Origin of the sequence: Cellulomonas wangleii, from assembly GCF_018388445.1 — a bacterium.
GTDB lineage: Bacteria > Actinomycetota > Actinomycetes > Actinomycetales > Cellulomonadaceae > Cellulomonas > Cellulomonas wangleii.
Window position 1 is genome coordinate 1,904,408 of the sequence record NZ_CP074405.1, and the last position, 13,880, is coordinate 1,918,287.

Below are 13,880 nucleotides of genomic sequence, written 5' to 3' on the forward strand. Positions count from 1 at the left end.
GCGGCCGTCAGACCAGCACGACGACCGCGCGCGCGGGCACGTCCACGACCAGCGGCTCACCGGCGGCGTGCGGTGCGTGCACCGCACCGCCGTCCCAGGCGGCGACGACGCGCAGGGGGTGCGACGCCGCGACGGGCACCGCCACGGGCACGTGGGCGAGGTTCACGACGACGCGCGCGTCACCCCGGTGCAGCACCAGGGCGCCCTGCCAGCCGGGGGCGTCCGTGGGCGACGGCGGGTCGAGCACGTCGAGCGACGTCCGGTGGCGGTCGCCCGACGCGAGGTCCGGGACCGACCGGCGCAGCGCGACGAGCACGCGGTACCACTCGAGCAGCCGCGCATGGTCCGGCTGCTCCGGCTCGGACCAGTCCAGCACGCTCGCCGTGAACGTCGCCGGGTCCTGCGGGTCCGGGACGTCGACGGGGCCGCCGTACAGGTCGACCCAGCCGTGCCCGCCGAACTCCCGCGCGCGGCCCTCGCGGACGGACTCGGCCAGGTCGGGCTCGGGGTGGTCCGTGAAGAACAGCCACGGCGTGCGGGCCCCCCACTCCTCGCCCATGAACAGCATCGGCGTGAAGGGCGAGAGCAGGACCAGCGCGGCCTGGGCCGCCAGACCGCCGGCGTCGAGGCGCGCGGACGGGCGGTCCCCGAGCGCACGGTTGCCCACCTGGTCGTGGTCCGACGTGAAGGCGACGAAGCGGTGCCCGTCGACGTCGTCGGGGACCGGGGAGCCCCACGGCTCGCCGCGGAACGTCGACATGCCTCCGTCGTGGACGAACACCCGGGTCAGGGCCGTGCGCAGCGTCTCGGGGGAGCCGAAGTCCACGTAGTAGCCGTGCCGCTCGCCCGTCACCAGCGCGTGCACGGCGTGGTGCACGTCGTCGGCCCACTGGGCCGTCATGCCCCAGCCGCCGTCCTGCGTCGTGTCCAGCGTCACGACGTCGTTCAGGTCGGACTCGGCGACCAGCCCGATCGGCCGTCCCAGCTGCTCCGCCAGCTCCGCGACCTCGTCGGAGAGCTGCGCGAGCAGGTGCCGGGGGGAGTCGTCGCGCAGCGCGTGGACCGCGTCCAGGCGGAACGCGTCCACGTGGAAGTCACGCGCCCAGCGCAGCACCGAGTCGCAGATCCACCGGCGGACGTGCACCGCCCCGGGACCGTCCAGGTTGATCGCCTGGCCCCACGGCGTGTGGTGGGCGTCGGTGAAGTACGGGCCCAGCTCGTGCAGGTAGTTGCCCGACGGGCCGAGGTGGTTGTGCACGACGTCCAGGCAGACCGCCAGCCCGTGGGCGTGGGCCGCGTCGACGAACTCCTGCAGGGCCTGCGGCCCGCCGTACGGCTCGTGGACCGCGTACAGCGCGACGCCGTCGTACCCCCAGCCGTGCCGGCCGTTGAAGGCCGCCACGGGCATGAGCTCGACGACGTCCACGCCCAGCTCGACGAGGTGCTCCAGGCGCTCCGTGGCGGCGGCGAGCGTGCCCTGCGGCGTGAACGTGCCCACGTGCAGCTCGTACGTCACCGCCCCGCGCACGTCCACGCCGCTCCACCCGGCGTCGGCCCAGGCGAAGCGGTCGGCGTCGAAGACGCGCGCGGCGCCGTGCACACCGTGGGGCAGCCAGGCCGCCCGCGGATCGGGACGCGGGTCGCCGCCGTCGAGCGAGAACGCGTAGTCGGTGCCGTGGGGCAGCTCGACCCCGGCGGCCCACCAGCCGTCGTCCTCGGCGTGCAGGGGCAGGCGGCGGTCCACGTCCGGCAGCACGAGCTCGACGCGGCCGACGAAGGGCGCCCACAGGCGCGGTTCCAGCGGCACGTCACACCCCCTCCCGCACGAGCAGCGCCACCGGGAGCCGCTCGAGCACCTCGGCCACGCGCTGCACCCCGCCGCCGACCACCCGGTCGCTCAGCACGTCGTGCCACGTCCCGTCGGGGAGCGCCACGGTGTGGTCGGCCCAGCCGCCCAGCCGCTCGACCGCGGCCGCCAGCCGGGTCGCGACGACGACGACGCGCGGGTCGCCGCCCACGGTGCGGGCGTACGTCATGGCGTGCCCCGACGAGTGCGGCAGCGGGACGAACCCGGCGTGCGGTCCGACGAACGCGTCCGCGACGTCCCGTCGCACGCGCAGCGCCCGGGACGTGACCAGCATCTTCTCGTCCGCCAGGCCGCGCGGACCGGCGCCCTCGTCCAGGCGGGCGAGACGTGCGGCCAGCGCGTCCGCGTCGACCGGGCGCCGGTTGTCCGGGTCGACGAGGGTGGGCGTCGGCACCTCGGTGCCCTGGTAGACGTCGGCGACCCCCGGCAGCGTGAGCTGCACGAGCTTGGTGCCGAGCGTGGCCGCGCGCACCGCCTCGCGGGTGCGCAGGTCCCAGTCCCCGAGCAGCCCCAGCACGACCGGGTCGGTCCGGGCCTGCCGGGCGGCCGACAGGACGGTCTGCTCGTACGCCTCGTCGGGCGCCGGCCACGTGGTGTGCGACTTGGCCTCACGGACCGCCTTGGTGAGGTAGGCCACCAGGCGGTCCTCCTCGATGGGCCCGTCGTCGGTCCACGTGCCGGCCAGCGTCTGCCACAGCAGGTACTCGGTGCGGCCGTCGAGCAGCGTCCCGCGGTAGGGCGCGGACGCCCGCCGCAGATCCTCGACCAGCGCGGACCACTCGCGCGGCAGCTCCGAGATCACGCCGAGCCGGGCCCGGGTGTCCTCGCCACGCTTGGTGTCGTGCGTGGACAGCGTCGTCATGCCGAACGGTGCGCCCGCCTGCGCCCGGACGGCCCACGCCGCCAGGTCGGTGGGCGTGGTCGCGAAGCGGACCGGCTCGCCGCCGACCTCGCACAGCGCGACGAGGTGCGTCCACCGGTAGAACGCGGTGTCCTCCACCCCCTTGGCCATGACGGCCCCGCAGGTCTGCTGGAACCGCACGACGAGCTCGTCACGGCGCGGGTCGCGCGTGCGGCCCGCCGAGCCGGCCTCCCGGCCCAGCAGCAGGTCGACGAGGACGGCCATGGTGGCCTCGCGGTCGACGCCGAGGCGGCGGCGGGCCCGCTCGGCGGCCGCGGTCAGGACCGCGACCGACACGGGCGGCGCCGGCTCGCCCGGCACGACGTACGCGCGGTACCGGTCGAACGCGACGAGCAGCTCGACCAGGCACTCCTCCAGCGCACGCCACGTGTGGTCCCGCAGGCGCAGGTCCTCGTGGCAGATCTCGGCAGCGAGGTTGGTGAGGCGGTGGACCTCGGCGTACAGGGGCCCGTCGACCACCTCGCGCTTGGCCGTCTCCTCCACCTCGTCGAACGCGTCGGACACGTCACCGGTCAGGCGGTGCATGACCGAGCCGAGCAGCGCCGCGCCGCCGGGGTCGACGAACGCCTGCTGCACGCGCCACAGGGCCTCGTAGCCGGTGGTGCCGGCCGTCGCCCAGTCGTCGGGCAGCTCCTCCTCGCCGGCCAGGATCTTCTCGACGACCACCCAGGCGCCGTCGGTCGCCTCGCGCAGCCGCGCGAGGTATCCCGCCGGGTCGGCGAGGCCGTCGGGGTGGTCGATGCGCAGACCGTCCACGACGCCCTCGCGGAGCAGGCGCAGCACGAGCGCGTGCGTCGCGTCGAAGACCTCGGGGTCCTCGACGCGGACCGCCACCAGGGTGCCGACGTCGAAGAAGCGCCGGTAGTTCAGCTCCTCGTCCGCGACCTTCCAGTACGCCAGGCGGTAGTGCTGCCGCTCCACCAGCTCGGCCAGCGGCAGCTGCTCGGTGCCGGCGCGCACGGGGAAGACGTGGTCGTGGTACCGCAGCACGGTGGTCGTCCCGACGCCGGGGACGTCCTGCTCGACGAGCTGCAGCTCGTCGCGCGCGAGCACGGCCCCGATGCGGTCGCCCAGCACGGGCATCAGCACGGCACCGTCCCCGGCGGACCAGTCGACGTCGAACCACGTCGCGTACGGCGACGCGGGGCCGTCGGTCAGCACGGACCACAGCGCCCGGTTGTGCCACGCGGGGGTCGGCACGGCCATGTGGTTGGGCACGATGTCGAGCACGAGCCCCAGCCCGGCCGCGTGCGCCGCGTCCGCCAGCCGGCGCAGCCCCTGCTCGCCCCCCAGCACCGGGGACACGGTGTCGTGGTCGACGACGTCGTACCCGTGCGTCGACCCCGGCGCCGCAGCCAGCACGGGGGACAGGTAGACGTGCGTGACGCCCAGGCCGGCGTAGTACGGCACCCGGGCCGCCACGTCGTCGAACGTCAGGTCCTCCCCGAGCTGCACGCGGTACGTGGAGGCGGGGACGCGGTGGCCGGGGCGGACGGAGCGCCGGTCCGGCAGCGCGCGCTCGACGGGCTGGTCGCTCATACGTGCTCCCGCCCCAGCCTGCTCGCCTCCCGGGCGGCGGTCGCCGCCGACCCGCTGCCGGACGCCGAGGGCGTCTCCTGCTCCGGCGGCCGGGTGAGGAGCACCATCGAGCGCGGTGCGAGCGTCACCCGGCCGCGCGCCTTGACCTCCCGGCCCGGGCGCACCTGGGCGTCGGTGTCCAGCACGGCCGTCCACACCGCGCCGTACTCGGTGCCCGGCAGCTGGAACTGCCTCTTCTCCCAGTGCCCGTTGAACAGCAGCAGGAAGGAGTCGTCGATGACCTGCTCGCCGCGCAGGTCCGGCTCGTTGATGGCGTCGCCGTTGAGGAACACCATGACCGCGAACGCGTGCTCCGCGCTCCAGGCGTCGTCGGACATGGTTCCACCGGTCGGGGTCATCCACGCGATGTCGCGCAGGTCGGACTGCCCGCCGTGGTCGGCCGCGCCGGCGAAGAAGCGTCGGCGCCGGAACACGGGGTGGTCGCGGCGCAGGCGGACGAGCCGGCGCGTGAACTCCAGCAGCGACTCCCGCTCGTCGTCGAGGTGCCAGTCGACCCACGTGATCTCGTCGTCCTGGCAGTACCCGTTGTTGTTGCCGCCCTGCGTGCGCCCGAGCTCGTCGCCGTGCGCGATCATCGGCACACCCTGCGACAGCAGCAGGGTGGCGAGGAAGTTGCGCTGCTGACGGGCCCGCAGCGCCAGGATCTCCGGGTCGTCCGTCGGTCCCTCGACGCCGCAGTTCCACGACCGGTTGTGGCTCTCGCCGTCCCGGTTGTCCTCACCGTTCGCCTCGTTGTGCTTCTCGTTGTAGGACACGAGGTCGCGCAGCGTGAACCCGTCGTGCGCGGTGACGAAGTTGACGCTCGCGATCGGGCGGCGCCCGGTGTGCTCGTAGAGGTCGGAGGAGCCGGTCAGCCGGCTCGCGAACTCGCCGAGCGTCGAGGGCTCCCCACGCCAGAAGTCGCGCACCGTGTCGCGGTACTTGCCGTTCCACTCCGTCCACAGCGGCGGGAACCCGCCTACCTGGTACCCGCCCTCGCCGAGGTCCCAGGGCTCGGCGATGAGCTTGACCTGGGAGATGACCGGGTCCTGGTGCACGAGGTCGAAGAACGCCGAGAGCCGGTCGACCTCGTGGAACTGCCGCGCCAGCGTGGCGGCGAGGTCGAAGCGGAAGCCGTCGACGTGCATCTCGGTGACCCAGTAGCGCAGCGAGTCCATGATGAGCTGGAGCACCGCGGGCGAGCGCATGAGCAGCGAGTTGCCGGTGCCCGTGGTGTCGAAGTAGTGCGACGGGTCATCGTCGACCAGGCGGTAGTAGCTCGCGTTGTCGATGCCGCGGAAGCTCAGCGTGGGCCCCAGGTGGTTGCCCTCCGCCGTGTGGTTGTAGACGACGTCCAGGATCACCTCGATGTCCGCGGCGTGCAGCGCCTTGACCATCTGCTTGAACTCCTGGACCTGCTGCCCGCTGCCGGCCATCGACGCGTACCCGTTGTGCGGTGCGAAGAAGCCGATCGTGTTGTAGCCCCAGTAGTTCGACAGCCCGCGCTCCTGCAGCGACGGGTCGTTGACGAACTGGTGCACCGGCATGAGCTCGACCGCGGTGACGCCCAGGCCCGACAGGTGCTCGACGACGGCCGGGTGCCCCAGTGCCGCGTAGGTGCCGCGCAGCTCCTCGGGGACCGCCGGGTGCAGGCGGGTCAGGCCCTTGACGTGCGCCTCGTACACCACCGACTCGTGGTACTGGTGCTGCGGCGGGCGGTCGTGGCCCCAGTCGAAGAACGGGTTCACCACGACGGAGGTCATCGTGTGGCCAGCCGAGTCGGTCTCGTTGCGGGTGCCGGGCTCTCCGAACGTGTACGAGTACAGCGACGGGTCGCCGTCGACCTGCCCGTCGATGGCCTTGGCGTACGGGTCGAGCAGGAGCTTGGAGGGGTCGCAGCGGTGCCCGGCGGCCGGGTCGTACGGGCCGTGCACGCGGTACCCGTAGCGCTGCCCGGGGGCGATCGAGGGCAGGTAGCCGTGCCACACGAACGCGTCGACCTCGGGCAGGTCCACCCGGGTCTCCGTGCCGTCGTCGTCGATGAGGCACAGCTCGACGCGCTCCGCGACACCCGAGAAGAGAGCGAAGTTGGTGCCGGTACCGTCGTAGGTCGCACCGAGCGGATAGGGGCGTCCGGGCCAGGTCTGCATGGCGAAAGCGTGCCAGGGCACCATCGGATCGGCTCGCTGAGCCGGTGTGCCTCAGATCACGTCCGTACGCCGGTGGCCTCCCGGTTCACCCGATCGACACGAGGTCGCGCACGTCGTCGTCCGGCAGCTCGTCGGCCACCGCCGAGACCTGCAGCTCACGCAGCGTCGCGGTGCCGCGGTGCACCGACAGGAACGCCGTGTCGGACGCGTCGCGGCCGGTCGCGATGCGCACCAGGCTCGACCGCGGGGCGAGCGTCGTGGCGTCGAGCACGCGCCACTGATCCTCCACGTAGGCCTCCGCCACGGCGTGGAAGTCCATGGGGTCCAGGCCCGGGGCGTACACCGCCGCGAGCCGGGCGGGGACGTCGAGGGCACGCAGCAGGGCGACGACCAGGTGCGCGAAGTCGCGGCAGACGCCGCGCCGCGCGAGGAGCGTGCGCACGGCTCCGTCCGTCGGCAGGCTGGCGCCCGGGGCGTACGCGAGACGTGTACCGACCCACGAGCTGACGGCCCCCAGCAGGTCGACGCCGGCCAGCCCGACGAACTCCGCCCGCGCGGTCGGGGCGAGGGTGTCGGACTCGCAGTAGCGGGACGGCCGCAGGTAGAGCAGCTCGTCCGAGGGGTCGCCGGGCTCCGGCTCCGCCGCCCGTCCGGTGACGCTCGCGCGGTAGTCGACGGTGAGCGGTCCGGGCTCGACGTCGAGGACGTGGAGCCGGGACCCGTGCGGGTCCACGACCTCGCGCGGCACCACGGGACGACCGCCCGACAGGATGCTCAGCTCCTCGACCGGGTCGTGGCGGTGGGAGACGGCGATCTCGAGGACGAGGCGCGCAGGGGAGGTGACGTCGAGGACCAGGTGGGCGGTCATGTCGCGATGCACGTGCGTCATGGTGGCAGCCGTGTGCACGCTTGTCTCGTCAGGGTTCGTGGGAGTTTGCGCCGACCGTGGGGCTCTGCGCCGCTGAAGCGTTTAGCCCGGGTGAGGGGCTCGGCGCGGCAGATCGTGTCGGTTACCGTGACAGGACGTTCTGCGACGCGACGCGACGGGGCGTCGTCGGAAGACCGGAGGCAGGTGCACATGGACGGAGCGCCGGATCGCGCGGGAGCGGTGCTGACCGTGATCGTGCCGACGTTCAACGAGGCCCCCAACGTCCCCGAGCTGGTGCGCCGCGTCGGGGAGGCGACCCGAGGACTGGGTGTCGACCTGCTCGTCGTGGACGACTCCACGGACGACACCGCCGACGTGGCGCGTGCGCTGGCGCCGACCGCCGAGCTGCCCGTGCGCGTGATCCACCGCCGGACCCCCGAGGGTGGCCTCGGCGGTGCCGTGCTCGCGGGCGTGCGCGCCAGCACGACGCCGTACGTCCTCGTGATGGACGGTGACCTGCAGCACCCGCCCGAGCTCATCCCCACGCTGCTGGCGCGGGTGCAGGAGCCCGACGTGGACGTCGTCGTCGCCTCGCGGTACATCGGGGACGGCTCCAGCGCCGGCCTGTCCGGCGCGGTGCGCCGGGCCGTGTCGTCGACCTCGACCGCGGTCACACGCGCGATGTTCCCCGTGCGGCTGCGCGACTGCTCCGACCCGATGACGGGGTTCTTCGCGGTCCGGCGTGCGGCGATCGACCTCGACACGCTGCGTCCCCGGGGCTTCAAGATCCTCCTCGAGATCCTCGCGCGCCACCCGATGCGCGTGGTCGAGGTCCCGTTCGTCTTCGGCCAGCGTTACGCCGGGGCGTCCAAGGCGAACCTGGCCCAGGGCGTCCACTTCATGTGGCAGCTCGCCGGCCTGCGGTTCGGGCGGATGTCGCGGTTCGCCATCATCGGCGGACTGGGCGCGCTGGCGAACATCGGGATCGTCGCGGCCATGACGAGCCTGGGCGCGCACTGGCTGCTGGCCGCGATCGTCGCCGCCGAGGTGACGATCGCGGGGAACTTCCTGCTGCAGGAGCGCTTCGTCTTCCGCGACCTGCGCCACGAGGGCAAGGGCGTGTGGGCCCGGTTCGGGCAGTCGTTCGTGTTCAACAACGTCGAGACGATGGTCCGGCTGCCGCTCGTCGGCCTGCTGGTGAACACGATGCACGTGGCCGCGGTGCTCGCGACGGCGATCACCATCGCGATCGCCTTCGTCGTCCGCTTCACGTTCCACTCCCGCGTCGTGTACCGGCCGCGCGCGTCGAGCCGGCGTGAGCAGCTGGTCGAGCGGGAGGCCGAGCAGGCGGTCGCCCCGCCCGCCCCGTCGAGCGAGACCGTCTGACGCTCTCCGCGTGCGCGCGGTCCCCGAGGGCCCCAGGATCGGGGCACGCCGATCCGGGAGGACGCCATGACGCAGCCCGACGCCACGCGCATCGACCTGACGCTGGTCCGCACCTACCTCAACGACCACATCACGGGCGCCAGCGCCGTCGCCTCGCGGGTCCAGCGGATGAGCCGCAACCCCGACGCGGGGCAGGACGCCGCCGACCTCGAGCGGCTGGCGACCGAGCTGCGCGAGGAGCGTCGCGTGCACGAGGCCACGGCGCGTGACCTCGGGTTCCGGCTCTCGCGCTGGAAGCACCTCGGTGCCGCCCTCGCCGAGCGCGTGGCGCGGCTGAAGCCGAACGGCCGCGCCGTCGGCCGGTCCCCGATGACCATCGTCCTGGAGCTGGAGGTGCTGCGCTCGGGCCTCGAGGGCAAGCGCCTGGGCTGGACGACGCTGCGGGAGCACGCCGTGGCGCTCGACCTCGACGCGGAGCGCCTCGACGCGCTCGTGGCGCGCTCGCGGGAGCAGGCCGAGCTGGTCGAGGCCATGCACGCCCGGCACCGGGCGCAGGCGTTCGACGCACCCGCCGCGCACGAGGGGCGCGCCGCCGGGGGCCGTGGCTAGGCTGCGACGACGGAGGTGGCGATGGACGCGCTGCAGGACTGGACCGGCCGGGCGGCCCCCGCGCTCGGCGTCGACCCGGCGCTCGTCGCGGCGACGCAGGACGAGGTCCTCGAAATGGTGCGCGACGTGGCCCACGGCGTCCTGCGCCCCGCCGCCCCGCTGACCGCGTACGTGGTGGGACTGGCGGCCGGCCGGGCCGCCGCCGGGGGTGACGACCCCGAGACGGCGGTGCGTGACGCGCTGGCCCGTGTGGCGGAGCTGCTCAGCGAGGAGCCCGCGGCGGCGGGCTGAGGGCGGCGGCCACGCGGCGGGCGGTCGCCAGGTCGTCGGCGTCGTCGACGTCGAGCGCCGTCGCGGCGGACACGGCGACGCCGACCGTGCGCAGGCCCGCCACCAGGTCCCGCGCCGGTCGCCCGTGCAGGTCCCGGGTCAGCCGCTCGCGGACGGCCGCCAGGCGGTAGGCGGCCAGCAGCGGCTGGGGACGCCCGTCCGGGCCCGCGGCGAGCGCGGCGTCGAGCGCGGCGTCGGCGTCCAGCGCCGCCAGCAGCGCCCCGACGGCCGGCCCGGCGAAGGGCTGGTCCCCGGCGAGCACGACGACCACCGGTGCGGCCGGGTGCGCCGCCCGGGCCGCGGCCACACCGGCGCCGACGCCGGCGAGCGGGCCACCGCCCGCGGGCTCCTCGCGGGTCCACACCACGTCGCGACCCACGTCCTGCGGCTCGCCGACGACGACCGTCGGCAGCGGTGCGACGTCGTCGAGCAGGCGCCGCAACGGGGAGCGGCCACCCACGTCGAGCGCCGTCTTGTCCGCGCCGCCCAGGCGGCGCGCGGTGCCGCCGGTCAGGACGACCACGACGGCGGGTGCAGCGGTCACGTCCGTCACGCTACGGCCTGCCGGTGCCGTCAGCCCGCCGCGGCGACACGCCGGACGTACGCGGTCGCGGGGGCGGCGGCGACCTCGGCCGGGGCACCCCGCTGGACCGCGCGCCCCGCCTCGAGCACCAGCAGCTCGTCGGCGAGCTCGAGCGCGTCGCGCAGGTCGTGCGTCACCACGAGCGCGGGCACACCGGCGGCCACGGCCCGGCGGACGACGCCGCGGACCCGGTGCCGCGTCCCGGCGTCCAGCGCGCCGAACGGCTCGTCGAGCAGCAGGGCCCGCGGGCGCGCGGCGACGGCCCGGGCCACCGCGACGCGTTGGGCCTGCCCGCCGGACAACCGGTCGGCGCGCGTCCGGGCGTGCTCCGCCAGGCCGACGTCCGCCAGCAGCGCGTCGGCCGCCGCGCGTGCCGCGGCCGCGCGCACCCCCTGCGCCCGCGGGCCGAACGCGACGTTCTCGCGCGCGGAGAGGTGCCCGAACAGCGCACCGTCCTGCAGCGCGACGCCCAGGCGGCGCTGCGCCGGCGGCCGGTGGTGCCCGGCCGCGGCGTCGGCGAGCACGTCGTCCCCCAGGCGCACGTGCCCCGCCGTCAGCGGGACCAGGCCGGCGACGGCCTCGAGCAGCGTCGACTTCCCGCTGCCGTTGGGGCCCATCACCGCGAGCACCGCACCGGGAGGGACGCGTAGCGCGACGTCGAGGGTCAGGGACCCGCGCTGCACCCGGGCGTGGACGTCGAGCATCACCGCGACGCCCTCCTGCCGGTGCCGGCACCCGTCCCGGGCAGGCCGCCGAGCCACCGCCCGCGCAGCGCGACCAGCACGGTCACCGAGAGCGCCAGCAGCAGCACCGACATCGCCACCGCCTGGTCGGGTGCGGTGTCCATCGCCTGGTAGACCGCCAGCGGCATCGTGCGGGTGGTCCCGGGGAAGCTGCCGGCGAACGTCACGGTGGCCCCGAACTCGCCGAGCGCCCGCGTGAAGCAGAGCGCGGCACCCGCGGCGACGCCCGGGGCGACGGCGGGCAGGGTGACCCGGCGCAGCACGTACCCGGGCGACGCGCCCAGGGTCTGCGCGGCGAGCGCGCGGCGGCGGTCCGCCCCGCGCAGGGCGCCCTCGACCGCCAGCACGAGGAACGGCAGGGACACGAACACCTGGGCCAGGACGACGGCGACGGACGTGAACGGCACGCTCACGCCGGTCCACGCGTGCAGCGCGCCGCCGAGCAGTCCCCGCCGCCCCAGCAGCAGCAGCAGGGCGACGCCGCCGACCACGGGCGGCAGCACCAGGGGCACGGTCACCAGTGCGCGCAGCAGCCGGACGCCGCGCAGGTCGTCGTGCGCGAGCACCCACGCCAACGGGACGCCCACGAGCAAGGACACCCCTGTCGCCGCCGTGGCGGTGCCGAGCGACAGACGCAGCGCCTGCAGCACGGCGGGGTCGGCGACGAGCGCGGGCAGGTCGCCCCAGGGTGTCGCCAGCAGCAGCGCGACGAGCGGGAGCACGAGAACCGCGACGCCCGCGGCGGCCGCGAGGACCAGTGCCCACGAGGCCGGCGAGCCGGTGGTCCGGGCGCTCACGGCGGGCCGAACCCGGCCGCGGCGAACGCCCGGCGTCCCTCGGGGCCCGTCAGCAGCGTGACGAAGGCCGCGGCCGCGGCGGGGTGCGGGGCACCGGGGACCACGAGCGCGGGGTGCGCGGTGGGGACGTCCGCGGCCTGCGGGACGTCGACGCCCTCGACGGCACCGTCGGCCGCGAGCACGTCCGTGCGGTACACCAGGCCCGCGTCGGCCTCGTCGAGGACCAGCCGGGTCAGGACGGCACGCACGTCGCGCTCGAGGGTGTCGGGCGCGGCGACGACTCCCGCCCGCGCCAGGACGTCCGCGGCGACCGCCCCGCAGGGGACCTGCGGGGCGCACAGCGCGACCGTCAGGTCCGGGTCGGCGAGGTCCGTGAGCGACTCGACGCCGCCGGGGTTGCCGGCCGGCACGGCGAGCTGGAGGTGGTTCGTCGCCACGACGACGGGGTCGCCGCCGAGCGCGCCGGTGACGGTGACCATCGTGTCGTCGCTCGCGGTGAGCAGGACGTCCGCCGGCGCACCGGCGACCACCTGGGCGGCGAGCGTCGCACTGGACCCGAAGGCGGTCTCGACGCGCAGCCCGGGGTGCTCCGCCTCGGCCCGCTCCGCCAGGGCCGTCACCACGTCCGTCAGGGACGCGGCCGCCAGGACCACGAGCCGACCCTCGACCCGGCCGGCGGAGGGGTCGTCGCCCGCGCTCGCGGCGCCGGTGGTCGTGCAGCCGCCGAGTGCCACGGCCACGCCCAGCAGCGCGGCCGTGAGGACCGGCACGCGGCGCGTCACCGGCGCTCGACGTGCTCGACGGCGACGTTCGTCGCCTTCACGGACGCGACCGCGACGACCCCGGGCTCGAGCCCCAGCTCGTCGGCGGCCTCGCGGCTGATGAGCGACACCACGCGGTACGGCCCGGCCTGGATCTCGACCTGGGCCATCACGGTGTCCCGCACGACCCGGGTGACGATGCCACGCAGCCGGTTGCGCGTGGAGCGGTGCTCGCCGCCGGGCTCGGGCCGCGCCCCCAGCTCCTGCGCGAGACCGGCCAGGGCGAGGCCGTCGACCTCCCGGTGGCCGGACGACCCCGGGGCGGCGGCGAGCCGGCCGGAGTCGATCCAGCGGCGCACGGTGTCGTCGCTGACGCCCAGCAGGGTCGCGGCCTCGGCCACGCGGTAGGTCGGCACGTCCCGATCGTAGGGGCGCTGCCGCACCTGCGGACAGCGCGCGGGGCGGCGCACCGCACCTGCGGCACTGGTGGCGCAACCCTAGGCTGGCGCGGTGACCGGACCCGAGGACCGCCCGTACGAGCCCGCACGCCGCGTGCTCACCGCGCGCGTGACCCCCGACCCCGTGGACGTCGACGCGCTGGCCCGCGCGGTGCAGGACGCCGCCGCCGGCGCGGTCGTGACCTTCGCCGGCGTGGTGCGCGACCACGACCGGGGACGGGGCGTGACCGGGCTGGAGTACGTCGCCCATCCCGACGCGCAGGACGTGGTGGAGCGTGTCGTGGCCGACGTCGTCGCCCGCAGCCGCGTCGACGCGGTCGCCTGCGTCCACCGCGTCGGCACACTGGCCGTGGGGGAGTGCGCCCTGGGCGTGGCGGTGTCGGCCGCCCACCGGCAGGACGCGTTCGCGGCCGCCGCGCTGCTGGTCGACGAGGTCAAGGCCCACCTGCCGGTGTGGAAGCGCCAGGACCTCACGGCGGGCGGTCACGAGTGGGTCGGCAGCGCCTGACGGCTCAGCCGCCTGCGAACGGCGGCAGCACGTCGACACGGGAGGGCGCGCCCAGGGGCTCGCCACGGTCCCGGTGCAGCACCCCGTCCACCAGCAGGGCGCACCGCGCCGCCACGTCCCGCAGCGCGGCTCCGTGGCGTGCGGCGAGCGCGTCGAGCAAGGTGCCGACCGTGGCGCCCGCGGGCACGGGCACCTGCTCGCTGTCGACCCCCGCGGCCTCGGCGGCCGCCGCGAAGTAGCGCACCTCCACCGTGGTCGCCAACGCGCCGAACGACGGCGCCGGCGGGGTCCCGGCCGTGGGCGACGGGGTGCTCGTCATG

The 13,880-nt window shown here is 75.4% G+C and carries 14 protein-coding genes; 4 read left to right on the forward strand and 10 right to left on the reverse strand.

All coding sequences use genetic code 11. From position 1 onward, the window contains the following. Positions 1–7 precede the first annotated feature (7 nt). From treZ to KG103_RS08795, 4 genes are all read right to left on the reverse strand, one after another. Positions 8–1,801 (reverse strand): malto-oligosyltrehalose trehalohydrolase, encoded by a 1,794-nt coding sequence (treZ, locus tag KG103_RS08780; protein ID WP_207342139.1) that lies wholly within the window; start codon positions 1,799–1,801, stop codon positions 8–10. A 7-nt stretch (positions 1,802–1,808) separates the two neighbouring features. Beyond that, on the reverse strand, positions 1,809–4,328 hold the full coding sequence (treY, locus tag KG103_RS08785; RefSeq protein ID WP_207342044.1) for a malto-oligosyltrehalose synthase: 2,520 nt from the start codon (positions 4,326–4,328) through the stop codon (positions 1,809–1,811). Then, the gene (gene glgX / locus KG103_RS08790; protein ID WP_207342043.1) at positions 4,325–6,517 is read right to left on the reverse strand and encodes a glycogen debranching protein GlgX; all 2,193 of its coding nucleotides are present in this window, start codon (positions 6,515–6,517) and stop codon (positions 4,325–4,327) included. Before glgX ends, treY begins: the two co-directional genes overlap by 4 nt. An 85-nt stretch (positions 6,518–6,602) precedes the next feature. Further along, positions 6,603–7,397 (reverse strand): transglutaminase-like domain-containing protein, encoded by a 795-nt coding sequence (locus tag KG103_RS08795; RefSeq protein WP_207342138.1) that lies wholly within the window; start codon positions 7,395–7,397, stop codon positions 6,603–6,605. A 198-nt stretch (positions 7,398–7,595) separates the two neighbouring features. Between KG103_RS08795 and KG103_RS08800 the strand changes: the two genes are divergently transcribed. From KG103_RS08800 to KG103_RS08810, 3 genes are all read left to right on the forward strand, one after another. After that, entirely contained in the window at positions 7,596–8,771 is a 1,176-nt protein-coding gene (locus KG103_RS08800) for a glycosyltransferase (RefSeq protein WP_207342042.1), read from the forward strand. Positions 8,772–8,837: 66 nt separating this feature from the next. Next, the gene (locus KG103_RS08805) at positions 8,838–9,380 is read left to right on the forward strand and encodes a hypothetical protein (protein ID WP_207342041.1); all 543 of its coding nucleotides are present in this window, start codon (positions 8,838–8,840) and stop codon (positions 9,378–9,380) included. A 21-nt stretch (positions 9,381–9,401) separates the two neighbouring features. Next, on the forward strand, positions 9,402–9,671 hold the full coding sequence (locus tag KG103_RS08810; protein WP_207342040.1) for a DUF6457 domain-containing protein: 270 nt from the start codon (positions 9,402–9,404) through the stop codon (positions 9,669–9,671). On the opposite strand, the gene mobA is transcribed toward KG103_RS08810, so the two are convergent. From mobA to KG103_RS08835, 5 genes are read right to left on the reverse strand one after another with little or no spacing between them, the layout of a single operon-like run. Continuing rightward, positions 9,643–10,254, reverse strand: a complete 612-nt coding sequence (gene mobA, locus KG103_RS08815) for a molybdenum cofactor guanylyltransferase (protein WP_207342039.1) — start codon at positions 10,252–10,254, stop codon at positions 9,643–9,645. The two genes, KG103_RS08810 and mobA, sit on opposite strands and share 29 nt — an antisense overlap. Positions 10,255–10,283: 29 nt before the next feature. Then, on the reverse strand, positions 10,284–10,997 hold the full coding sequence (locus tag KG103_RS08820; protein ID WP_242635652.1) for an ATP-binding cassette domain-containing protein: 714 nt from the start codon (positions 10,995–10,997) through the stop codon (positions 10,284–10,286). Continuing rightward, positions 10,997–11,833, reverse strand: a complete 837-nt coding sequence (locus tag KG103_RS08825) for an ABC transporter permease (protein WP_249670863.1) — start codon at positions 11,831–11,833, stop codon at positions 10,997–10,999. The genes KG103_RS08820 and KG103_RS08825 overlap by 1 nt, the downstream gene beginning before the upstream one ends. Then, the gene (modA, locus tag KG103_RS08830; protein WP_207342037.1) at positions 11,830–12,615 is read right to left on the reverse strand and encodes a molybdate ABC transporter substrate-binding protein; all 786 of its coding nucleotides are present in this window, start codon (positions 12,613–12,615) and stop codon (positions 11,830–11,832) included. The genes KG103_RS08825 and modA overlap by 4 nt, the downstream gene beginning before the upstream one ends. Then, positions 12,612–13,010 carry a TOBE domain-containing protein gene (locus KG103_RS08835; RefSeq protein WP_207342036.1) on the reverse strand — a complete coding sequence of 133 codons (399 nt, stop codon included), beginning with the start codon at positions 13,008–13,010 and terminating at the stop codon, positions 12,612–12,614. Before KG103_RS08835 ends, modA begins: the two co-directional genes overlap by 4 nt. 94 nt (positions 13,011–13,104) lie before the next feature. On the opposite strand from KG103_RS08835, the gene KG103_RS08840 reads away from it, so the two are divergent. Next, the gene (locus KG103_RS08840; protein ID WP_207342035.1) at positions 13,105–13,560 is read left to right on the forward strand and encodes a molybdenum cofactor biosynthesis protein MoaE; all 456 of its coding nucleotides are present in this window, start codon (positions 13,105–13,107) and stop codon (positions 13,558–13,560) included. A 4-nt stretch (positions 13,561–13,564) separates the two neighbouring features. Here KG103_RS08840 and KG103_RS08845 read toward each other — a convergent pair whose 3' ends face one another. Next, positions 13,565–13,879, reverse strand: coding sequence for a MoaD/ThiS family protein (locus KG103_RS08845; protein WP_207342034.1), 315 nt, complete (start codon positions 13,877–13,879; stop codon positions 13,565–13,567). Between the last annotated feature and the right edge of the window lies 1 nt (position 13,880).